This is a genomic window from Pseudomonas syringae pv. tagetis, assembly GCF_022557255.1.
GTDB lineage: Bacteria > Pseudomonadota > Gammaproteobacteria > Pseudomonadales > Pseudomonadaceae > Aquipseudomonas > Aquipseudomonas caricapapayae.
The window spans coordinates 1934618-1956350 of record NZ_CP092923.1 but is presented as its reverse complement, the minus strand read 5'-3'; the positions used below and the strand labels follow the sequence as shown (position 1 = coordinate 1956350).

20 protein-coding genes are annotated in these 21733 nt (G+C 57.9%); 12 read left to right on the top strand and 8 right to left on the bottom strand.

Annotation, left to right across the window (positions count from 1 at the left end; all coding sequences use genetic code 11):
- Positions 1 to 55: 55 nt before the first annotated feature.
- Positions 56 to 625: an NADPH-dependent FMN reductase gene (locus MME58_RS08990; RefSeq protein ID WP_055006623.1), complete on the bottom strand. Its 570-nt coding sequence runs from the start codon at positions 623 to 625 to the stop codon at positions 56 to 58.
- Positions 626 to 836: 211 nt separating this feature from the next.
- Between MME58_RS08990 and MME58_RS08985 the strand changes: the two genes are divergently transcribed.
- On the top strand, positions 837 to 1052 hold the full coding sequence (locus MME58_RS08985) for a hypothetical protein (RefSeq protein WP_055006624.1): 216 nt from the start codon (positions 837 to 839) through the stop codon (positions 1050 to 1052).
- A 46-nt stretch (positions 1053 to 1098) separates the two neighbouring features.
- Here the strand turns inward: MME58_RS08985 and MME58_RS08980 are convergent, their stop codons facing one another.
- Together MME58_RS08980 and dnaQ are read right to left on the bottom strand one after the other, a co-directional pair.
- Positions 1099 to 1653, bottom strand: a complete 555-nt coding sequence (locus tag MME58_RS08980; protein ID WP_054987174.1) for a GNAT family N-acetyltransferase — start codon at positions 1651 to 1653, stop codon at positions 1099 to 1101.
- 21 nt (positions 1654 to 1674) lie between these two features.
- A complete protein-coding gene (gene dnaQ, locus MME58_RS08975) occupies positions 1675 to 2454 on the bottom strand; it encodes a DNA polymerase III subunit epsilon (protein ID WP_054987173.1) in 780 nt (259 codons plus the stop codon).
- Between the two features lie 248 nt (positions 2455 to 2702).
- Here dnaQ and epsC point away from each other — a divergent pair, with 248 nt between their 5' ends.
- Positions 2703 to 3467 carry a serine O-acetyltransferase EpsC gene (gene epsC, locus MME58_RS08970; RefSeq protein WP_055006625.1) on the top strand — a complete coding sequence of 255 codons (765 nt, stop codon included), beginning with the start codon at positions 2703 to 2705 and terminating at the stop codon, positions 3465 to 3467.
- 15 nt (positions 3468 to 3482) lie between these two features.
- Entirely contained in the window at positions 3483 to 4373 is an 891-nt protein-coding gene (locus tag MME58_RS08965; protein WP_055006626.1) for a VOC family protein, read from the top strand.
- Positions 4374 to 4457: 84 nt separating this feature from the next.
- Here the strand turns inward: MME58_RS08965 and rnhA are convergent, their stop codons facing one another.
- Positions 4458 to 4910, bottom strand: a complete 453-nt coding sequence (gene rnhA, locus MME58_RS08960) for a ribonuclease HI (protein ID WP_054987170.1) — start codon at positions 4908 to 4910, stop codon at positions 4458 to 4460.
- A 46-nt stretch (positions 4911 to 4956) separates the two neighbouring features.
- On the bottom strand, positions 4957 to 5718 hold the full coding sequence (locus tag MME58_RS08955) for a methyltransferase domain-containing protein (protein ID WP_055006627.1): 762 nt from the start codon (positions 5716 to 5718) through the stop codon (positions 4957 to 4959).
- An 81-nt stretch (positions 5719 to 5799) separates the two neighbouring features.
- Between MME58_RS08955 and gloB the strand changes: the two genes are divergently transcribed.
- From gloB to fabI, 8 genes are all read left to right on the top strand, one after another.
- On the top strand, positions 5800 to 6579 hold the full coding sequence (gene gloB, locus MME58_RS08950; protein ID WP_054987168.1) for a hydroxyacylglutathione hydrolase: 780 nt from the start codon (positions 5800 to 5802) through the stop codon (positions 6577 to 6579).
- Between the two features lie 99 nt (positions 6580 to 6678).
- Positions 6679 to 8283, top strand: a complete 1605-nt coding sequence (locus MME58_RS08945; protein ID WP_055006628.1) for a LysM peptidoglycan-binding domain-containing protein — start codon at positions 6679 to 6681, stop codon at positions 8281 to 8283.
- Positions 8284 to 8420: 137 nt separating this feature from the next.
- Positions 8421 to 10250, top strand: a complete 1830-nt coding sequence (locus MME58_RS08940) for an extracellular solute-binding protein (RefSeq protein WP_055006634.1) — start codon at positions 8421 to 8423, stop codon at positions 10248 to 10250.
- Entirely contained in the window at positions 10247 to 12103 is a 1857-nt protein-coding gene (locus MME58_RS08935) for an extracellular solute-binding protein (RefSeq protein WP_055006629.1), read from the top strand. Before MME58_RS08940 ends, MME58_RS08935 begins: the two co-directional genes overlap by 4 nt.
- Before the next feature lies 1 nt (position 12104).
- Positions 12105 to 13178, top strand: a complete 1074-nt coding sequence (locus MME58_RS08930; protein ID WP_054987165.1) for a microcin C ABC transporter permease YejB — start codon at positions 12105 to 12107, stop codon at positions 13176 to 13178.
- Position 13179: 1 nt separating this feature from the next.
- A complete protein-coding gene (locus MME58_RS08925; protein WP_055006630.1) occupies positions 13180 to 14199 on the top strand; it encodes an ABC transporter permease in 1020 nt (339 codons plus the stop codon).
- 1 nt (position 14200) lies between these two features.
- Positions 14201 to 15811, top strand: a complete 1611-nt coding sequence (locus MME58_RS08920; RefSeq protein WP_055006631.1) for an ABC transporter ATP-binding protein — start codon at positions 14201 to 14203, stop codon at positions 15809 to 15811.
- 18 nt (positions 15812 to 15829) lie between these two features.
- Positions 15830 to 16624, top strand: coding sequence for an enoyl-ACP reductase FabI (fabI, locus tag MME58_RS08915; RefSeq protein WP_055006632.1), 795 nt, complete (start codon positions 15830 to 15832; stop codon positions 16622 to 16624).
- A gap of 95 nt (positions 16625 to 16719) precedes the next feature.
- On the opposite strand, the gene MME58_RS08910 is transcribed toward fabI, so the two are convergent.
- Complete coding sequence (locus tag MME58_RS08910; RefSeq protein WP_055006633.1) at positions 16720 to 18603, bottom strand: SurA N-terminal domain-containing protein; 1884 nt, start codon at positions 18601 to 18603, stop codon at positions 16720 to 16722.
- Positions 18604 to 18684: 81 nt separating this feature from the next.
- Here MME58_RS08910 and MME58_RS27450 point away from each other — a divergent pair, with 81 nt between their 5' ends.
- A complete protein-coding gene (locus tag MME58_RS27450) occupies positions 18685 to 18816 on the top strand; it encodes a hypothetical protein (RefSeq protein WP_259642124.1) in 132 nt (43 codons plus the stop codon).
- On the opposite strand, the gene MME58_RS08905 is transcribed toward MME58_RS27450, so the two are convergent.
- Entirely contained in the window at positions 18809 to 19081 is a 273-nt protein-coding gene (locus MME58_RS08905; RefSeq protein WP_002552737.1) for an HU family DNA-binding protein, read from the bottom strand. The two genes, MME58_RS27450 and MME58_RS08905, sit on opposite strands and share 8 nt — an antisense overlap.
- A 146-nt stretch (positions 19082 to 19227) precedes the next feature.
- Positions 19228 to 21624, bottom strand: a complete 2397-nt coding sequence (lon, locus tag MME58_RS08900) for an endopeptidase La (RefSeq protein WP_055005644.1) — start codon at positions 21622 to 21624, stop codon at positions 19228 to 19230.
- Between the last annotated feature and the right edge of the window lie 109 nt (positions 21625 to 21733).

Sequence of the window (21733 nt, the reverse complement as noted above, 5' to 3'; positions counted from 1 at the left end):
CGCGGCGCGCCTGCGTTACATAAAGCAATTGATCAACAGGCGCGCGTCACTTGAATCAGTTGGCAGACGGCCTGGCGTTCTTTTCTACCCAGGCAGCAAAGGCGTTGATGAAGGTTTGCAAGAAAGGCCTGGTTTTTTCGGAGAGCGTGCCGGCCTCATCGAAGAAACTCGCAGCACCGCCCAGATAAGCCTCGGGCTGCTGAAGACACAGCACATCCAGGAACACCAATGATTGACGCAGATGATGATTAGCGCCAAAACCACCAACGGCACCCGGCGAAGCGCTTATGACCGCGCCCGGCTTGCCGCTGAAAGCGCTTTTGCCATAAGGACGCGAGCCCACATCAATGGCGTTTTTCAGCGCCCCCGGCACTGAGCGATTGTATTCTGGAGTCACGAACAGCACGCCATCGGCGGCACCCAGTTGTTCGCGGAAGGTGGTGTACGCAGGGGGCGGTGAGGTGCCGTCAATGTCTTCGTTATACAGCGGCAAATCGCCAATTTCGACAATATTCAGCTTGAGGCTGGCAGGCGCAAGCTCCGCGAGAGCAAGCGCGATCTTGCGGTTGATGGAGTCTTTTCGAAGACTGCCGACCAATACGGCAATGGAATGAACCTGGCTCATGAAAATATCCGTCATCTGATTAAAGGGAGGATCAGGTATACAATAGCAGCCGGGTTTAGACGACTGTTGACCGGGTCAATTCCCCCGGCGCCCCCGAACCGCGCGGATTATTTTTTCCCGACGGGCAAACTCACCTATAGATCAGTGGTCTACTAGCGTCGATAGATTCGTAAACCAGCAGTTATATTCAGTTTCAGAGGTTACAGAGCAAATGGCTTCAGTTCTCGTCGGACAATTTCATGCCAGAGACGCCGAAGGTCGCGTTTACCCGGTGCATGAATTCCAGGAATCGCAGCCGGATGAGTTGCAGGGCGGGCAGCCGGTGATCACCTACAGGCTGGCAATCGGTGATCGGGTCAAGCATTTGGGTGGCGAAGACTTTCAACTGGTGCAATCAGGCGTGAAAATCACCCGCACACCCACGTAATACCGGCAGAACTCCCGCTCAAGCTGCCGCAGCCAGCGGGAAGTCGTCAGTCCTGGAATATCAGATACCAGAAGATAGCTGTCTCACGGGTGTTCGGATCTATGCCTCGATAGCGCATGTTATCCACCCCGCCTACCACGTATCCACACCGCTCATATAACTTGCAGGCACCAAGATTATTGTTCTGGGTTTCCAGAACGATACCGGGCAGATTGCGCTTGAGACTCCAGAATCGAGCGACATCGAGCAATGAGCGGGCTACTCCGTGACGACGCGCCGACTCGTCGACAGCAAGTTCATCAATGTAGGCGAATCCGCTCCAGTGAGTGCTCATCACGATATGGCCAACCGGGCGGTCGTCCAGCCAGGCAACCATCACCGAACTCGTACTGGCGTCACGATGATCGGCAAACTCCTGAGAATCGATACCGTAATTCTTGCTATACGGCTCGACCAGTTCGACCTGCCATGAGTCAACGCTTTCGCCGATACGCGGTTGGGCATAGCCAAGCACTGTAAACGTGAATTCGCTGTTGAGGATGTAGTCCTCGAAGCATTCGTCTGCAACCCGAATGCTCAAGGCAGGATTTGCCACGTTCATGTCACCACTCGCCGGTTTCTGTCAGGAAGACGCCTGCGCCGCGGCTTCCAGCATTTGTACCCACAGGGCAGGTGCACCGGAAGCCTTGGCGATGGTGCTCATACGTACTTCGTGCTCGGCCAGTTCACTTTCCGAAGCGCGAATGACGCGGCAAGGTGTGCGATCGGCAGGCAAGCGGCGAATTTCGCTACCACGGTTGCCGGAGCCTTCACCGGACCCGTTGCCATCGGAGGCATTGCCAGCCAGCGACAGACTGGTCTGTCCGCCGGTCATTGCCAGATAGACGTCGGCCAGAATCTCGGAGTCGAGCAATGCGCCGTGCAGCTCACGGCCCGAGTTGTCGACGCCATAGCGTTTGCACAGGGCATCCAGACTGTTGCGCTGTCCCGGGTGACGCTCGCGGGCCATCATCAGGGTGTCGAGGATCGAACAGTGACGGGTGATATCCGCCCTGTCCTGCGCGCCCATCAACGCAAATTCGTTGTTGATGAAGCCGACGTCGAACGCCGCGTTGTGAATGATCAACTGCGCGCCTTTGATGAATTCGAAAAACTCATCGGCGACTTCGGCAAACCGGGGTTTGCCGACCAGAAATTCGTTGGTGATACCGTGAACACCAATCGCGCCTTCGTCACTTTCGCGATCAGGTTGCAGGTACACATGAAAATGCCGACCGGTCAGACGGCGGCCAATCAACTCGACACAACCGATTTCGATGATGCGGTGACCATCTGTCACCGGCATACCGGTGGTTTCGGTATCGAGAACGATCGATCTGTTATCCAGGTTTTGCATTGCCATTGACTGTTGCCTCATGTACAGGCCGCGATTCTAACACGCTGCAGCCACTGGAAGCCTGTCGGATCTATCCAAGAACGAAAGGGATAAACGTCAGCAGGCGCTTTCACAACACAAGAAGTTCGACGATTCTGCGCCAGACTCGTACAACCTCTGAGTTGCGATTAAAGCAACGAAGTTGTGAGTTTTCGATTATTGCTGGTGCACCTGCCACGTGCCCATACTCGAACCATCGGTAACAGGAGATCGATATGTGCCCTCTCTGGCAGCGCCTTCGCGATCAAGCTCGGCAACTGACCGAGCGCAACCCGGTACTCAGCGATTACGCGACAAGCCATCTGTTGGCCTACTCGACGTTCGAGGATGCGCTCGCCGCGAACCTTGCCCGACAGATGCAGGCTCAAGCGAGCAATGTGCCACTGGAGAACTGGTTCAAGGCAATCATAAAGGCCAGCCCCTCCATTGCGCAGGCAGCGGCCGCCGACATCGAGCATCTACAGACAGTCAACCCTGCCTGCCCGGATCACCTCACCGCCTTTCTGACGTTTCGTGGCATACAGGCAGTTCAGGCGTACCGCATAGCCCATGTATTGTGGACGGAGGGCGATGTGCAAAGCGCGGTGCTTGTACAGAACTGGGCGGCCACTACCTGGAGCATCGACATCCACCCGGCGGCGCGCCTTGGAAAATCCCTGTTTGTCGATCACGGCATTGGCCTTGTCATTGGGGAGACCGCCGTAGTCGAAGATGAAGTCAGCCTCTGGCACGGTGTCACGCTGGGCAGCACACTCAGCGAAGCAGGCGATCGCCATCCGAAAATCCGCAGAGGCGCGCTGATTTGCGCCGGAGCCACTGTCCTCGGAAACATCGAAGTGGGTGCCAGGGCCATCGTGGCAGCCAACTCGGTGGTGCTGAAGGCCGTTGCCGCAGGAACGGTCGTCGCCGGTGTACCGACAAAGGTGGTCGGCGATGCTCCGGACTCTCTTGCCACCTTCACAACCAAGTCCACAGGCTGATCAGGAGCCATGATCATGACAGCAGCCGCGCAATTCCCTCAGGGTATCGATCATCCTCTTGTCACTGTGCGTAATCACGCTGAAGCCCTGGAGCTCTACCGGAAAATGGGCTTCGCCCCCTCTCCGGTCAGTTACCACCCGTGGGGAAGCGTGACATCGCTGATGATGTTCCCCAGCAATTTCATAGAATTGATCGGCGTTGAAGACCCTGCAAAGTTTGGCACCCGCTCGGTAAACGGCTTCTGCTTCGGACGTCAGTTGGGGCAATTCCTGGACCGAGGCGAGGAAGGCGTTTCGCTGGTGGCGCTGCACAGCAAGGATGCCGATGCTGACCACGCGCGAATGACGCGAGCAGGGCTTGAAAGCCAGGGCCGTATCGATTTTCGCCGAAAAATGATGCTTCCCGACGGCCGAGACGGTGAGGCCGTTGTTTCACTGGCACTGTTTATCGATCCGGAACTCCCCGACGCCTCCAACTTTATCTGCCACCAGCACCGTCCGGAGTTGATCTGGGTTCGCGAATGGCAAAACCACCCAAATGGCGCAGACGGGATCCTCGCGATCACTTATCTGGCAGACCCCAGGCTGCTTGAACCTCGCTGGCGAGCCATCTACGGCGATACCGTAAGGTACAACGGTGCTGTTCTGGAGGCGGATACCCGGTGCGGCCTGTTACGCGCTATCTATGCAGCGAAAGCTGCTGTGGAATTTCCGGGCATCGAACTGCCCAGGGTCACAAGCGAACGCCCCCATGCCATAGCCATTCGATTGCACACCACGAGCCTCACTGCGTTGCGCGCGATCCTGGAAAGCAACGATGTCCCGCATCGCGAAGTCCCGGGGCGTGTCTTTGTGGCGCCACACGCGGCAGGCAACGTCATCCTGGATTTCGTACAGAGCGTTTGACCGACACATTCAGTGCCAACCTGCCACTGGTAATTCAGCGTGCCAGCGGCCGAAGAAACACCAGCGCGTGCACACCTGCCGGGGTTATTCGCGCTTGATGCCCCGCACTTCGTCAACACCGCGGTTGGCAAGCTGGTCGGCACGCTCGTTGCCGGGATGGCCGATATGGCCACGTACCCACTGCCATTTCACGTTGTGCCGACTGACCTGCTCATCCAGCAATTGCCAAAGATCGGCATTTTTGACCGGCTCCTTGGCCGCGGTTTTCCAGCCGCGCTTCTTCCAGTTGGCCATCCACTCTGTAATGCCTTTCATCACGTACTGAGAGTCGGTCACCAGCGTCACTTCGCAGGGACGCTTGAGCTCTTCAAGCCCCCGAATCGCACCAGTCAGCTCCATCCGGTTGTTGGTGGTATTGGCTTCGCCACCCCACAGCTCTTTCTCGACGCCTTTGCACACCAGCAAGGCGCCCCATCCGCCGGGGCCAGGATTACCCTTGCAGGCACCGTCGGTGAAGAGTTCAACGCTATCGCTCATTACGACCTTTCCAGAATGATGGGCTTCATGCGCAGCATGGCATCGCTCAGGAATGATCCTGAGTATTGCGACTGACCTTGGCCATCGGCATGGGGATCAGCTTGCCGATAGGGTCGCGGCGTACCTGACGCACGGGCCTGAGGCCTACCACCAGCTTGCGCGCTACCAGGAGATAGAAGCCGCCACCGGGGCTCTGACGCCCCTCGCCCAGGCTTTCGAGCCCTGCCAGGCGCGACTGCCATGCCGCTGAAGCAAGGGGCGGACGATAGCATCCGAAGCGCCGTTTCTCCAGCGCGAAGCCCAGCAGGTTGAGCCAGTCGGCCACCCGCGACGACGAGATACAGCGCGCCTTGCGCAGTGCATCGCGAGCGAATACGTGGCGCAAACCCCAGGTGCTCCACGGATTAATGCCGATGATCAGCAGGTGTCCGCCCGGGCGCACACTGCTGGCCGCCTCGCGCAGCAGCCCGTGGGGCGACAGACAGAAATCCAGCCCATGTTGAAGCACCACGACATCGGCCGCGTGCTCGCTCAGTGGCCAGGCCTGCTCCTCGCAAACGATCTCGACACCCGGCAACGGCGCTCCGAGCCGCACATTGCGCTGCACTTGCGGCGCGACCGGCGGGGTTTCCGCCGAGGGGCCGTAATGCACCAGATAGCCGCCGAAATACCGCCCCAGTTCTTCGTCGAGAACACGCCGTTCCTCTTCGAGCAGAAGCTGCCCCAACGGCCCCGAAAGCCATTCACGGGCAGCGCGGATCAATGCAAGCCACTCAGGATCGGCCTGAGCGAACGCTTCATCGGTCATGAGTTCTCCTCCAGAGGTGCTCGCGTACAGCGGCAACAGACTCTAAGATGCACCATTGTCCGCCGCTATGCGAACTGCGCCATGATACAGATCCATGCCCTTCCTGCTTTCAATGACAACTACATATGGTTGTTACAAGACCTTTCCAGCCGGCAGTGCGCCGTGGTCGATCCGGGTGACGCAAAGCCGGTAATGGGCTGGCTGGCGCAAAATCCCGACTATCGGCTGACCGATATCCTGATCACCCACCACCATAACGATCATGTCGGCGGTGTTGCGGAACTCAAACAGGCAACCCGGGCACGCGTACTCGGTCCCGCAGCGGAGAGCATCCCGGCACGCGACATCGCGCTGGCCGACCATGACCGGCTGACCGTACTAGGCCTTGAGTTTGTAGTGCACGCGGTTCCCGGTCATACGCTGGGGCATATCGCCTTCTATCATGAAGACGCCACGAGTCCCTTGCTGTTCAGCGGCGACACACTGTTCGCAGCAGGCTGTGGACGTCTTTTCGAGGGCACACCGCAGCAGATGCATGACTCCCTCTGCCGTCTGGCCGAACTGCCGGACAGCACCCTGATTTACTGCGCCCACGAATACACCCTGAGCAACCTGCGCTTCGCCCAGGCCGTGGAGCCCGACAATCTGGACATTGCCGAGCGCCTCGCGGAAGTGACCCGCTGGCGTAGTGAAAATCGCATCAGCCTTCCTTCGAATCTGGCGCTGGAGAAGCGTACCAATCCTTTCCTGCGCACCCGGGAAACATCTGTTAAAGAAAAAGCGGACGAACGGAGCGGAGGACAAAACACCTCGCAGAGTGCGGTCTTTGCCAGCTTGAGGGCATGGAAAGATAAGTTCTGACCTGACCGTAAAACCGCAATAAAATTCTGAAAGGTTGACCGACGGCAGGCTGCTTCCTAGAATCGCCCGACATTTTCGTCTGGATGTACCCCCCGAACAATGTCGTCATCTATCAGCAAGCCTTCACATTCGGACGCATTGACTCGGTTGGCTCAGGCCATGGCTGTCACCGCGAGTGCGCTTCTGGCCGGTTGCCAGAGCACCGCCAGCGTCGATCCCGTCAGCAGCCACCGAGCGCCTAATCTGGCCGCCGGCATCAAGCAAAAACCGATTTTCCTGTCTCACAAGCCCACCACCCCGCTCGCCCCGCCACAGGATGTCTGGGAGCGCATGCGTCAGGGCTTTCAACTGCAACAAGGCAACGATCAGAACCCTCGCATCGATCAACAGCGTCTGTGGTTCGCCAACAATCCTTCCTTCCTGGAAAACGCTGGCGAGCGTGGCAGCCTGTACATGCACTACATCGTCGAGCGCCTTGAAGAGCGCAACATGCCGCTGGAGCTGGCCCTGCTTCCGGTCATCGAAAGCGCCTACAACCCAATGGCCGTTTCGCGTAGCCAGGCTGTAGGCCTGTGGCAGTTCATCCCGTCGACCGGGCGTTACTTCAACCTGCGTCAGACCAGCTTTTATGACGGACGTCGCGATATCCAGGCATCGACCGTTGCCGCACTGGATTACCTGACCCGCCTGCACGACATGTTCAACGGTGACTGGTTACTGGCCCTGGCAGCCTACAATGCGGGGGAAGGCACGGTGAGCCGTGCCATCGAACGCAATGACAAGCTGAACCTGCCGACCGACTACTGGAACCTGCCACTGCCACAGGAAACCCGGGACTACGTGCCCAAGCTGCTGGCGCTGTCTCAGGTCGTGCTGTCGCCGGAAGCCTACGGTGTCAACCTCAACCCGATCGCCAATCAGCCCTATTTCGAAGTCGTCGAGCTCAACAAGCGCGTCGATCTGTCCAAGGTCGCCAGCGCTGCCGACATTGACGAGGACGAGCTTATCCAGCTCAACCCCGCCTACAAGAAGCGCCTGACCGTCGATGGCCCCCAGCACCTGCTGGTGCCCACGTCCAAGGCGCAACTGCTGACGGCCAGCCTGCTTACCATGAAGCAGGAAGAACTGGTTGCCTGGCAGCCTTACCGCGTCCGCAAGGGCGACACGCTCGAAAGCCTGGCCAGCCGCTATCAGGTGACAGTCAGCTCGCTCAAGGGCAACAACAAGCTGGCGGGCAATAGGCTTAAAGTCGGTCAATCGCTGAGTATCCCGGTCAAGCCGGGAATGCAGACGTCACAGCCGGTGTTCGAAGCGCTGGCCAGCAATGACAAACCGGCACGCACCCGCACCTACAAGGTCAAAAGCGGCGACAACCTGACCACCATTGCGCAGGCCAACAAGGTCGATGTCGAAGATTTGCAACGCTGGAACAAGCTGACCGGCAAAAAGCTCAAGGTCGGGCAGGCACTGGTTATGCAGGACAACAGCAAAGCCACGAGCAAAGTCAGCAGCAAGGCGGTCGCCAGCGCCAGTGCGAAGGACGGCGAAAAGAAATCCATGCAGTACAAGATCCAGAAAGGCGACTCCATGTACCTGGTCGCCAAGCGCTTCAACGTCGAGATGCAACATCTCAAGCGCTGGAATCCACGTAGCGGGCAGGCCCTCAAACCCGGCCAGACCCTGACCGTTTACCTGCCGCACTGATGACCGCGGCCACTTGCCCTTCGATGACCTTGGGGCGGGTGGCCAGCACCGCCCCGACCACGCCATCACCTGCAGTCTTTTTCCAGCTGGAACAAGCTGTTACTGTTAGCGACCCGAAAGCCCAAGTCGCCTGGATCGTGATACGTCCCTTCCTGCTAACCGTCAGCCTGGCCTTGAGCTTCTGCGCCAACGCAGCCATCACTGAAAGTCATGGCTACGCGCAGTTTGGTGTTCTCAAGTACCCGGCCAGCTTCACTCATTTCGACTGGGTCAATCCCGAGGCGCCGAAAGGTGGCACCTTGAGAATGATGGCGTTTGGCACGTTCGACACGCTCAACCCCTATACATTCAAGGGCAGCAGCCCGGTCTCTACCGGAAATTTCCTGCAGTACGGCGTCAACGAACTGAACGAGCCGTTGATGGTTGGCACGGGGCAGTATGACCCCTCCGGCGATGAACCGACCTCCAGTTACGGGCTGATCGCCCAGTCGGTTGAATACAGCGAGGACCGTAGCTGGGTGGTATTCAATCTGCGCCCACAGGCGCGCTTCCATGACGGTAAGCCGATCACCGCCTACGATGTGGCTTTTTCCTACCGGACACTGCTCAAGGACGGTCATCCTCAATACCGCACCGCCTTGCAGGAAGTGCAGCGCGTCGACATTCTCAATCGCCATCGCATCCGCTTTGTCTTCAAGCGTTCCGGCAACCCTCTGCTGATCCTGCGCCTGGGGGAATTGCCGGTGCTGCCCCAGCATTACTGGAAGGACAGAGACTTCAAGGCGACGACCTTCGAGCCGCCGCTGGGCAGCGGCCCCTATCGCATCACGCGCGTGCAGCCCGGACGGCAACTGGTGTTCGAACGAGTCAAGGATTACTGGGGCAAGGACCTGCCGGTCAACCGTGGCAAATATAATTTCGACCGGGTCGACGTCGAGTTCTACCGTGACAGTGATGTGGCGTTCGAAGCCTTCAAGGCGGGCGAATTCGATATCTACATCGAGCATCAGGCCAAGAACTGGGCCAACGGTTACAACTTCCCGGCGGTAGCCAATGGTCAGGTGATCAAGGCACAGATTCCACACCGCATACCGACCCAGACCCAGGGTCTGTTCATGAACACCCGGCGCGCTGCCTTCGCGGATATCCGCGTACGCGAGGCACTGGGGCTGCTTTTCAATTTTGAATGGACCAACCGTACTCTCTTCAGCGACGCTTATGAGCGTTCGACCAGCTACTATCCCAACAGCGAATTTTCCGCCAGGGGACTGCCAACCGGAGCAGAATGGCTACTCTTGAGCCCCTATCGTGATCAGTTGCCCGCCAGCCTGTTCACCCAGCCGTTCACGCCCTCGAAAACCGATGGCGGTGGCATCCCGCGCGAAACCTTGCGCAAGGCCCTGAAACTGCTCGCCGACGCAGGCTGGACATTGTCGAACCAGGGTTTGCTCAACGCCGACAGACAACCGTTGCGTTTCGAGATACTGCTGGTCAACCCCAACCTTGAACGCATCCTGCAACCCTACATCGAAGACCTGCGACGCCTGGGGATCGACGCCGGGCTGCGCACCGTTGACCGTGCCCAGTATAAACAGCGCCTTGACCGGTTCGATTTCGACATGATTCTCATGACCCTGCAGCAAACGTTGAGCCCGGGTCTTGAGCAGTGGCAATACTTCCATTCCAGCCAGGCCACCATCAACGGCAGCAAGAACTACGCAGGTATTGCCAACCCGGTGGTCGATGCCCTGCTGAACAAACTGCTGGCTGCGCAAACCCGTGACGAACAGGTGGCGGCTGCACGAGCCCTCGACCGCGTGCTACTGGCTCAGCATTACAGCATTCCCAACTGGTATCTGAACAATCATCGGCTTGCCTATCGCAACCGATTCGCCATGGTCACCACCCCGCCCTATACCCTGGGTCTGCGTGCGTGGTGGCTCAAGACTCTGGAGAAGCCCCGATGAACCCTCTGCATTCCCTGCGCCAACAGGCAGCCGGTCTGCTGCTGGCCGGCCTCGCTTGCACGGTACAGGCAGCGCCTCAGCATGGTGTGACGCTGTACGACGAAGCCCCCAAGTATCCGGCTGATTTCAAGCATTTCGATTACGTGAACCCGGACGCTCCCAAGGGTGGCACGTTCCGTCAGGCCGGCTTCGGCGGCTTTGACAGCCTCAACCCGTTTATCAACAAAGGCGTGCCGGCAGATGACATCGGCCTGATCTACGACACCCTGGCCCGTGCAAGCCTGGATGAACCGTTCAGTGAATACGGGCTGGTTGCCGGCAAAATCGAGAAAGCTCCGGACAACAGTTGGGTACGTTTCTACCTGCGCCCGGAAGCACGCTTTCACGACGGTCACCCGATCCGTGCCGAAGATGTGGAGTTCAGCTTCAAGACGCTGATGGAGCACGGGTCGCCCATGTACAAGGGCTATTACGCCGACGTCGATCAGGTCGTCGTCGAAGACCCGTTGCGCGTCCTGTTCAAATTCAAGCACAAGGGCAGCCGCGAAATGCCGCTGATTCTTGGCCAGTTGCCCGTACTGCCCAAACATTTCTGGGCAAACCGCGATTTCAGCAAGGGCAATCTGGAGTTCCCGCTGGGCAGCGGACCTTACAAGGTGGCCGATGTGAAGGCCGGGCGTTCGGTGCGCTATGAACGGGTCAAGGATTACTGGGCCAGGGATCTGCCGATCAACAAGGGCTTCTACAACTTCGATGTGCTGACCACCGACTATTACCGTGACAACACGGTTGCGCTGGAAGCTGGCAAGGCCGGGCAATTCGATTATTGGGTGGAAACCAGCGCCAAGAACTGGGCGACCGCGTATGACACGCCAGCTGTCAGGGACGGCAGACTGATCAAGGAAGAGCTGCCCAACGGCAACCCGACCGGAATGCAGGGTTTTGTCTTCAACCTGCGCAAACCCGTGTTTCAAGATGCCAGAGTACGTGAAGCACTGACACTGCTGCTGGATTTCGAGTGGACCAACAAACAGCTGTTCAACGGCTCCTACAGTCGCACTAAAAGTTATTTCGACAACTCGGAAATGGCCTCCAGCGGCCTACCGTCTGCCGCAGAACTCAAAATTCTTGAACCGTTGCGCGGCAAGATTCCGGATCGAGTGTTCACCGAACCCTTTACGCTGCCGGTAACCGATGGCAGCGGCATGATTCGCCCACAGCAACGCAGGGCCTTCCAGTTGTTACAGGAAGCGGGCTGGAAGATCGTCGACGACAAGATGGTCGACGCCCAGGGCAACCCGGTGAAGCTGGAGTTTCTGATTGCACAGACCGAATTCGAGCGCATCCTGCTGCCTTACAAACGCAACCTGAGCGACCTGGGCATCGACCTGGTGATTCGTCGGGCTGACGTGTCGCAATACATCAACCGTTTGCGTTCACGGGACTACGACATGATTGTCAGCGGCTATCCGCAGTCCAGCTCTCCCGGCAACGAGCAGCGCGTGTACTTCGATTCATCCAGCGCCGATAATCCGGGCAGTCGCAATTTCATGGGGCTCAAGGACCCGGCTATCGACTCGCTGGTCGCCGGCCTGATCAACGCCGACTCGCGTGAGAGCCTTGTCACCCATACCAAAGCGCTGGACCGCGTACTGCTGTGGGGCTTCTATGTTGTTCCCAACTGGCACATCAAAACCTGGCGGGTGGCTTACTGGAACCACATCGATCACCCGAAAGCCAAGGCGCTTTCCGATATCGGCCTGATGACCTGGTGGGCGAAGCCGGACGTCCGTCCGGTCACCGCGACCCCGTCAGCCACTGGTCAGGCCAGTCCTGCGAACGCGGAGCAATAATATGCTGGCTTATATTCTGCGACGGCTGCTGTTGATCATCCCTACCCTGCTCGGCATCCTGATCATCAACTTCGTCATCATTCAGGCCGCACCCGGTGGACCGGTCGAACAAATGATCGCCAAGATCGAAGGCTTCGATGGGGCCACCAGCCGGATTGCCGGTGGCGGTGCCGAAGTGTCGGTGGCAGGCTCCAACTACCGTGGTGCGCAAGGCCTGGACCCCGCGCTGATCAAGGAAATCGAACGCATGTACGGTTTCGATAAATCGGCTCCGGAGCGCCTGTGGATCATGATCAAGAACTACGCCACGCTGGATTTCGGCGACAGCTTCTTTCGTGATGCCAAAGTGATCGACCTGATCATCGAGAAAATGCCGGTTTCCATCTCACTGGGCTTATGGAGCACCCTGATCATGTACCTGGTGTCGATCCCGCTGGGGATCGCCAAGGCCACGCGCCACGGCAGCCAGTTCGACGTCTGGACCAGCTCGGCGATCATCGTCGGCTATGCCATCCCCGCGTTTCTGTTTGCGATTCTGCTGATCGTGGTGTTTGCCGGGGGCAGCTATTTCAACTGGTTCCCGTTGCGTGGACTGACCTCCAACAACTACGACGAGCTGAGCACGCCGGGCAAGATCTTCGATTATTTCTGGCACCTGGTACTGCCAGTCACTGCGCTGGTGATCGGCAACTTCGCCACCATGACGCTGCTGACCAAAAACAGCTTTCTGGACGAAATCAGCAAGCAATACGTGACCACAGCCAAGGCCAAGGGCCTGAGCAACCACAAGGTGCTCTACGGCCATGTGTTTCGCAACGCAATGTTGCTGGTGATCGCCGGCTTCCCGTCTGCGTTCATCGGCATCTTCTTCACCGGCTCGTTGCTGGTAGAGGTGATCTTTTCGCTGGATGGCCTGGGCCTGATGAGCTTTGAAGCCGCTATCAACCGCGATTACCCGGTCGTGTTCGGCACCTTGTTCATCTTCACCCTGCTGGGGCTGGTGGTGAAGCTGATCGGTGACATCACCTACACCCTGGTAGACCCGCGCATCGACTTCGAAAGCAGGAAGCATTGATATGAAGCTGTCTCCTCTCAATCGCCGTCGCTTCGAACGCTTCAAAGCCAACAGGCGTGGCTGGTGGTCGTTATGGCTGTTCCTGATTCTGTTCGGCCTGAGCCTGGGTGCCGAACTGATCGCCAACGATAAGCCGCTGGCCGTGCGCTACGATGGCCACTGGTATTTCCCCGTGCTGGAGCGTTACCCGGAAACCACCTTCGGGGGCGAGTTCCCGCTGGAAGCCAACTACAAAAGCCCGTACATCAAGGAGCTGCTTGCGGCGAAAGACGGCTGGACCCTCTGGGCCCCCATCCCGTTCAGCTACCAGAGCATCAACTACGACCTGAAAGTGCCTGCCCCTGCGCAACCGTCCCGGGAAAACCTGTTGGGTACCGACGATCAGGGCCGTGATGTATTGGCGCGAGTGATCTATGGCTTCAGGATTTCCGTGCTGTTCGCCCTGACCCTGACCCTCCTCAGCTCGATCATCGGCGTCATCGCAGGTGCTTTGCAGGGCTTCTATGGCGGCTGGGTCGACTTGCTGGGCCAACGCTTTCTGGAAGTCTGGTCAGGCCTGCCCGTGCTGTACCTGCTGATCATCCTCGCCAGCTTCGTGCAGCCCAACTTCTGGTGGCTGCTGGGCATCATGCTGCTGTTCTCCTGGATGAACCTGGTGGATGTGGTCCGCGCAGAGTTTCTGCGTGGCCGAAATCTTGAATACGTGCGAGCCGCGCGGGCACTGGGCATGGAAAACGGCGCAATCATGTTCCGTCATATCCTGCCCAACGCCATGGTCTCGACCATGACCTTCATGCCGTTCATCCTCACCGGAGCCATCGGCACATTGACGGCGCTCGACTTCCTGGGCTTTGGCCTGCCCGCAGGGTCGCCCTCACTGGGCGAACTAGTGGCGCAGGGCAAATCCAACCTGCAGGCACCCTGGCTGGGCATCAGCGCGTTCGCGGTACTGGCCATCATGCTGAGCTTGCTGGTGTTCATCGGCGAATCCGCCCGCGATGCTTTCGACCCAAGGAAATAAGATGAGCAATGACAATCTGATCGAAATCCGCGATCTGGCGGTCGAGTTCGTGACGGGCGACTCACGGCAACGGGTGGTCGAGAACATCAGCTTCGACATCCGCCGGGGTGAAACCCTGGCGCTGGTAGGCGAAAGCGGCTCGGGAAAATCAGTTACCGCGCATTCGATCCTGCGCCTGCTGCCCTACCCTATCGCCAACCATCCGAGCGGCACTATTCGCTACGCCGGTGAAGACCTGCTGAAAGTGGAAGAGAAAAAACTGCGCTCGATCCGTGGCAACCGCATCGCTATGATCTTCCAGGAACCGATGACGTCGCTGAACCCGCTGCACTCGGTCGAAAAACAGATCAACGAGGTACTGGGACTGCACAAGGGCCTGACCGGCAAGGCCGCCACACAGCGCACGCTGGAGCTTCTTGAGCTGGTGGGCATTCCTGAGCCACACAAACGCCTCAAAGCCCTGCCACACGAGCTGTCAGGCGGGCAGCGCCAGCGCGTGATGATTGCGATGGCCCTCGCCAATGAACCTGAATTGCTGATTGCAGACGAACCGACCACGGCACTGGATGTTACGGTCCAGCTGAAAATCCTCGAATTGCTCAAGCAATTGCAGGCTCGGCTGGGGATGGCGTTGCTGCTTATCAGCCACGATCTGAACGTGGTGAGGCAAATAGCCAACCGCGTATGTGTCATGCAGCGCGGTTGCATCGTCGAACAGGCATCGTGTGAAGAATTGTTCCGTTCACCGCAACACCCCTACACCAAAGTGTTGCTCAGTGCAGAACCCAGCGGCGGCCCCTCGACCAATCCGGCCGGTGCACCGCTGCTTGAAGTCGAGGACTTGAAAGTCTGGTTCCCGATCAAAAAAGGCCTGCTCAAACGTACAGTCGACCACGTCAAGGCGGTGGATGGCATACGTTTCAGCCTGCCGAAAGGGCAAACGCTGGGTATTGTGGGTGAAAGCGGATCGGGCAAATCGACACTGGGGCTGGCGATTCTTCGACTGATCGGCAGTCAGGGCACCATACGGTTCAAGGGCAACGCGCTAGAATCCCTGTCGCAACAGCAGATCCGTCCGCTGCGCAGGCAGATGCAGGTGGTGTTCCAAGACCCGTTCGGCAGTTTGAGCCCACGCATGTCGGTGGGTGAAATCGTTGGCGAAGGCTTGCGAATCCACGGCATGGGCACGGCCGCCGAGCAACAGGCTGCGATCGTTGAAGCACTCAGGGAGGTTGGGCTGGATCCGGATACCCGGCACCGCTACCCTCATGAGTTCTCCGGAGGGCAAAGACAGCGGATCGCCATTGCACGTGCGCTGGTGTTGAAACCGGCGCTGATTTTGCTGGACGAGCCGACGTCGGCACTCGACCGGACCGTGCAGCGTCAGGTCGTCGAGCTGCTTCGCACGCTGCAAGCCAAGTACAATCTGACGTATTTGTTCATCAGCCATGACCTGGCTGTCGTCAAAGCGCTGAGCCACCAGTTGATGGTGGTCAAGCAAGGCCAAGTGGTCGAACAGGGTGCAGCGCAGGATATCTTCGCCGCACCGCAACATCCTTATACACAACAGTTGCTGGAAGCCGCCTTTTTGGCACCGGTAGCTGTCGATTAACCTGAAGAGGAACAACACATGGGTTTTCTCGCCGGTAAGCGCGCCCTGATCGTCGGTGTCGCCAGTAAACTGTCCATCGCATCCGGCATTGCTGCCGCCATGCATCGTGAAGGTGCAGAGCTTGCTTTCACCTACCAGAACGACAAGCTCAAGGGCCGTGTCGAAGAGTTCGCCGCAGGCTGGGGCTCAGGTCCTGAATTGTGCTTCCCTTGCGATGTAGCCAGCGACGAAGAGATCAACAAGGTCTTTGAAGAGCTGAGCAAGAAGTGGGACGGCCTGGACGTGATCGTTCACTCGGTCGGCTTTGCGCCGGGCGATCAGCTTGATGGCGACTTCACCGAGGCTACCACTCGTGAAGGTTTCCGCATTGCTCATGACATCAGCGCCTACAGCTTCGTGGCGCTGGCCAAGGCCGGTCGTGAAATGATGAAAGGCCGCAATGGCAGCCTGCTGACCCTGTCCTATCTGGGCGCAGAACGCACCATGCCTAACTACAACGTCATGGGCATGGCCAAGGCCAGCCTGGAAGCCGGCGTTCGTTACCTGGCTGGCAGCCTCGGCCCGGAAGGTACACGCGTCAATGCGGTATCGGCTGGCCCGATCCGCACCCTGGCCGCTTCGGGCATCAAGAACTTCCGCAAGATGCTGGCAGCCAACGAAGCGCAGACGCCTCTGCGCCGCAACGTGACCATCGACGAAGTCGGCAATGCCGGCGCGTTCCTGTGCTCGGACCTGGCGTCGGGCATCAGCGGTGAGATCATGTACGTTGACGGCGGCTTCAACACCACCGCGATGGGCAGCATGGAAGAGTAAGACGGCAAGCGCTGCTCCTTGCGAGCGGCACTTTTCCGCACTCAAAAAAGAAGGCCGCTCAATGAGCGGCCTTCTTTTTTGGGCAGGTTTCGAGCTTAGAACTTCTCGATCTTCGCCTTGCTTTCCAACTGTGCACGGTAGGCCGCGAAATCCTGCTGGCCGGCACGCGACGCGAGGAAGCGGCGATATTGCGCCTTTTCCGCGTCAGTCGGTGCAGCTGCCTGATTCACGCCATTAAGACGCACGATCACAAAACTGCCATCGGTTGCGGTAATGCTGGCGAATTGCGGTTTGTCCTTGCCATGCGGCTTGGGCATGCGGAATAGCGTCTGCAGTACCTGAGGATCAACACCCTCCTGACTGCGAGTCACCGCTTCCATTACTTTCCACTCACGTCCGTCCTGCTTCGCAGTCAGAGGGATCTTGCCATCACGCAAGCCCGCCAGCAGCGCCTCGCCCTTGGCCTTCACCGCAGCGGTAGCGTGCTCTTTGACAAGTTGCGCGCGAATCGAGCCGGCAACGCTTTCAAGGGGCAGCTGTTGCGGTTGCAGATGCTCTTTGGAGCGCACCACCACAACGGTCTCCGGATCCAGCTCCAGCGTATTGCTGTTGGAACCCTCCTCCAGCACTTCCGGACTGAACGCAGCCTGGATGACGGCCCGATTGGCTGTCAGACCTTCGCCGCCTTCACGACCGAATGGCGCAGTGGTCTGAACCTTCAGGCCCAGGTCCTGTGCCGGCTGGGACAGGTCGGATGACTCGAATGCAGAGTCTTCCAGCTGCTTGGTCACTTCGACAAACTTCTGTTCAACCAGCTGCGATTTCAGATCGGTGGTCAGCTTGTCTTTCAGACTGGCAAACGTCGGTACCGAAGGGGCCTCGACGCCCAGCAGCTTGATCAGATGCCAGCCGAAGTCGGTACGCACTGGCTGGGAAACCTGATCCTTGTTCAAGGCGTACAACGCGTCTTCGAAAGCAGGGTCGTAAACACCCTTGCCCGCAAAGCCAAGATCACCGCCCTTGCTGGAAGAACCAGGGTCCTGCGAGTACTCCTTGGCCAGCGCCGCGAAATCCTCACCCTTGGCCAGACGCTGTTGAATTTCTTCAATCTTCGCCTTGGCCTGCTCATCGTTCAGCTTGTCGTTCACTTCAATCAGGATGTGAGCAGCACGACGCTGTTCGGACAAGTTGGCGATTTCTTTCTGATAAGCCGCCTGCAAGTCCTCATCCTTGACCTGTACCTTGTCGAAGAAAGACGACTTCTTCAGTTCGATGTAATCAAGTACGACCTGCTCAGGGCTCATGAACTCCTTGGCATGCTGGTCGTAATGCGCCTTGACTTCGTCGTCGGTCACTTTGACTGCCGAGGTATCGGCAGGCAGCGTCAGCGAAGCGAAGTCACGCGTCTGCTTTTCCAGACGAGCGAAAGCGTCAACCTGTGCGTCGGTTACAAACGCACTGCCCGCAACACCTGCACGCATTTGGCCGATGAGCATTTCCTGTCCAAGCATCTGGCGGAACTGCAGACGGCTGTAACCCAGCTGGCGAATGACCTGATCGAAACGGTCTGCACTGAACTTGCCATCGACCTGAAACTCGGGCGTCTGCAGAAGCTGCTGATCGAGTGCCGCGTCGGAAAACGAGAACTTCGCATCCGTCGCGCCCTGGAGCAGCAGTTTGCGGTCGATCAAGCCTTTGAGAGCCGACTCACGCAACAGCTTTTCATCCAGCATGGCAGGATCGAAATCCTTGCCCAACTGCTGTGCAAGCTGCTGAGCCAACTGGCGGCGCTGCATGTCCACGGCCTGACTCAACTCATTCTGAGAAATGTCCTCGCCGTTGACTTCTGCAGCATTCTGCTTGTTGCTGGTAGCGGTAAACATCGCCTCGATGCCGGTGAAAGCCATCAACGCGATGATGATTCCGATGATTGTCTTGGCAATCCAGCCTTGTGAATTGTCCCTGATGTTCTGCAGCATTGCGTCCCCCAAAACGGTTGTACTGACTAACCAACCGCGGAGCGTGGGTAGAAAGCGGATAGAAGAAAGGCGCATCCGAGGATGCGCCTTCTCGTAACTGACGAAGCGGTAGGGCTCGAACCCTTCGGTGTCGCAACCGAATGCACCACCGCTCCGCTACTGGATCAGGACAGACCTGATCCAGCGGGCAAAGGCATCAAGACGCTTAGTTGACAGCTTCTTTGAGGGCTTTACCGGCTTTGAAACCTGGTTTTTTAGCAGCAGCAATTTCCAGCGTCTTACCGGTCTGCGGGTTGCGACCGATGCGAGCAGGACGATCAGTCACGGAGAACGTACCAAAGCCAACCAAAACAACCGAGTCGCCAGCCTTCAGAGCGCCAGTGACGGATTCGATCACTGCGTCCAGCGCACGGCCAGCAGCAGCTTTCGGGATATCAGCAGATGCAGCGATAGCATCAATCAGTTCCGACTTGTTCACTCTAAGTCCCCTTATCTCTATATTGAGTATGTTTCTAAGTTTTAGGTGTTAAGCAAAACGAGCGCTGGAAGGCTTGCTGAAGCTTGCTTTAAAGAGCCGCTTTATAACAAGGGCTCTAAAAAGCTGTCAAGGAAGCCTGTCCAGTCTTAATGCGTGCTAATTCTGTCCTTAGAGTCAGACTCGCGTTTTTCTTCCTTTGCGACCAGATCTGTAGCCACGTCCGGCAACGGCTCCGGCGCGTATTGCAGCGCAATTTGCAGGACTTCGTCAATCCATTTAACGGGCTTGATCTGCAGATCCTGCTTGATATTGTCAGGAATCTCCTTCAAATCACGCACGTTTTCTTCCGGAATGATCACTGTCTTGATTCCGCCGCGATGCGCAGCCAGAAGTTTTTCCTTCAGACCACCAATCGCCAGTACCTGCCCGCGCAGAGTAATTTCGCCCGTCATCGCCACATCCGCACGCACCGGTATCTGCGTAAGCGCCGATACAAGCGCAGTGCACATACCGACGCCAGCGCTTGGTCCATCCTTCGGCGTAGCGCCTTCAGGCATGTGGATATGCGTGTCGTGCTTCTCGTGGAAATCCGCTGGAATGCCCAGGCTACGGGCACGACTGCGTACCACGGTCTGAGCTGCGGTAATGGATTCGACCATCACATCGCCCAGCGAACCGGTCTTGATCAACTGCCCCTTGCCCGATACAACTGCAGCCTCGATGGTCAGCAACTCACCGCCCACCTGAGTCCAGGCCAGGCCGGTAACCTGACCGATCTGGTCCTGTTGCTCTGCCAGACCGTAGCGGAACTTGCGCACGCCAAGGAAGTGTTCAAGCATGTCTGCGGTGACCTGCACAGCGAAGCGCTTTTCCATCGCGTGCTCTTTGACTGCCTTGCGGCAGACCTTGGCAATCTGACGCTCGAGCCCGCGCACACCGGCTTCACGGGTGTAATAGCGGATGATGTCGCGAATGGCTTCCTCGTCGAAACGTATCTCGCCTTTCTTGAGACCGTTGGCCTGAATCTGTTTTGGCGAGAGGTATTTGACCGCAATGTTGATCTTTTCGTCTTCGGTGTAACCCGGCAGACGGATGACTTCCATCCGGTCCAGCAAGGCTGGCGGGATGTTCATCGAGTTCGACGTGCACAGGAACATCACATCGGAAAGATCGTAATCTACCTCAAGGTAGTGATCGTTGAAATTGTGGTTCTGTTCAGGATCCAGGACCTCGAGCAATGCCGAGGCAGGATCGCCACGCATGTCACTGCCCATCTTGTCGATTTCATCGAGCAGGAACAGCGGGTTGCGGACACCCACCTTTGTCATCTTTTGTATCAATCTTCCTGGCATCGACCCGATATAAGTTCGACGGTGACCACGAATTTCGGCTTCATCACGCACTCCACCCAGCGCCATACGCACAAACTTGCGATTGGTTGCATTGGCGATGGACTCGGCCAGAGAGGTTTTACCCACACCAGGAGGACCTACCAGACACAGCACAGGCCCACGAATCTTCTTCACGCGCTTCTGTACGGCGAGGTATTCAAGAATGCGTTCCTTGACCTCGTCCAGACCATAATGATCGGCATCGAGGATCGCCTCGGCGCGCGCAAGATCAAGACGTACTTTGCTCTGCGCCTTCCACGGCACCTGAACCAGCCAGTCGATATAGGAACGTACTACCGTCGCCTCAGCCGACATCGGCGACATTTGCTTGAGCTTGTTCAGCTCGGCAGTCGCCTTGGTCAGCGCATCCTTGGGCAGGCCGGCAGCGTCGATACGCTTTTTCAGCTCTTCGATTTCGTTATGGCCTTCGTCGCCATCGCCCAGTTCTTTCTGAATGGCCTTCATCTGCTCATTCAGGTAGTACTCGCGCTGGCTGCGCTCCATTTGCTTCTTCACGCGACCGCGAATGCGCTTTTCAACCTGCAGCAGGTCTATTTCGGCATCCAGCAAGGCCAGCACGTGCTCGACACGCGCTGAGAGGTCGATAATCTCGAGGATTTCCTGCTTCTGCTCGATCTTGAGCGCCATGTGCGCTGCCATGGTGTCAACCAAGCGACCGGGCTCGTCGATGCTGTTAAGCGACGAGAGCACTTCTGCAGGGACTTTCTTGCCTAATTGCACATACTGCTCGAACTGAGCCAGCAGGCTGCGCACAAATACTTCAGACTCACGATCCGGCGCATCGACTTCGTCGATCAGCGCAACGTCTGCACGGTAATGGCCCTCGACTTCGATGAAGCGCTCTACCGAACCTCGCTGTTCACCTTCGACCAGCACCTTGACGGTGCCGTCGGGCAGTTTCAGCAACTGCAGCACGGTTGCAATGGTGCCGACGCTGTACAGAGCCTTTTCATCAGGATCGTCGTCAGCAGGGTTTCTTTGCGCGAGCAGCAGGATCTGCTTGTCGCCTGTCATTGCCGCTTCAAGGGCTTCGATAGACTTCTCGCGCCCCACGAACAGCGGGATAACCATGTGCGGATAAACCACAACATCACGCAATGGCAAGAGAGGCAATTCAATAGTGGTCTTCATGATTTCGCCTCTACGGCGGCCAATCGGCCGGGACAGATGGAATTAGCTTGAAGCCAAGATGGGGGTAGCGTCCAAAAAAAACAAGCTCTGAAGCCACGACCCGCCAAGA

Bases quoted from the DNA above. Each gene is read 5' to 3' on its own strand.
- MME58_RS08990 (WP_055006623.1), bottom strand. From the start codon at position 625: ATGAGCCAGGTTCATTCCATTGCCGTATTGGTCGGCAGTCTTCGAAAA.
- MME58_RS08985 (WP_055006624.1), top strand. From the start codon at position 837: ATGGCTTCAGTTCTCGTCGGACAATTTCATGCCAGAGACGCCGAAGGT.
- MME58_RS08980 (WP_054987174.1), bottom strand. From the start codon at position 1,653: ATGAACGTGGCAAATCCTGCCTTGAGCATTCGGGTTGCAGACGAATGC.
- dnaQ (WP_054987173.1), bottom strand. From the start codon at position 2,454: ATGGCAATGCAAAACCTGGATAACAGATCGATCGTTCTCGATACCGAA.
- epsC (WP_055006625.1), top strand. From the start codon at position 2,703: ATGTGCCCTCTCTGGCAGCGCCTTCGCGATCAAGCTCGGCAACTGACC.
- MME58_RS08965 (WP_055006626.1), top strand. From the start codon at position 3,483: ATGACAGCAGCCGCGCAATTCCCTCAGGGTATCGATCATCCTCTTGTC.
- rnhA (WP_054987170.1), bottom strand. From the start codon at position 4,910: ATGAGCGATAGCGTTGAACTCTTCACCGACGGTGCCTGCAAGGGTAAT.
- MME58_RS08955 (WP_055006627.1), bottom strand. From the start codon at position 5,718: ATGACCGATGAAGCGTTCGCTCAGGCCGATCCTGAGTGGCTTGCATTG.
- gloB (WP_054987168.1), top strand. From the start codon at position 5,800: ATGATACAGATCCATGCCCTTCCTGCTTTCAATGACAACTACATATGG.
- MME58_RS08945 (WP_055006628.1), top strand. From the start codon at position 6,679: ATGTCGTCATCTATCAGCAAGCCTTCACATTCGGACGCATTGACTCGG.
- MME58_RS08935 (WP_055006629.1), top strand. From the start codon at position 10,247: ATGAACCCTCTGCATTCCCTGCGCCAACAGGCAGCCGGTCTGCTGCTG.
- MME58_RS08930 (WP_054987165.1), top strand. From the start codon at position 12,105: ATGCTGGCTTATATTCTGCGACGGCTGCTGTTGATCATCCCTACCCTG.
- MME58_RS08925 (WP_055006630.1), top strand. From the start codon at position 13,180: ATGAAGCTGTCTCCTCTCAATCGCCGTCGCTTCGAACGCTTCAAAGCC.
- MME58_RS08920 (WP_055006631.1), top strand. From the start codon at position 14,201: ATGAGCAATGACAATCTGATCGAAATCCGCGATCTGGCGGTCGAGTTC.
- fabI (WP_055006632.1), top strand. From the start codon at position 15,830: ATGGGTTTTCTCGCCGGTAAGCGCGCCCTGATCGTCGGTGTCGCCAGT.
- MME58_RS08910 (WP_055006633.1), bottom strand. From the start codon at position 18,603: ATGCTGCAGAACATCAGGGACAATTCACAAGGCTGGATTGCCAAGACA.
- MME58_RS27450 (WP_259642124.1), top strand. From the start codon at position 18,685: ATGCGCCTTCTCGTAACTGACGAAGCGGTAGGGCTCGAACCCTTCGGT.
- lon (WP_055005644.1), bottom strand. From the start codon at position 21,624: ATGAAGACCACTATTGAATTGCCTCTCTTGCCATTGCGTGATGTTGTG.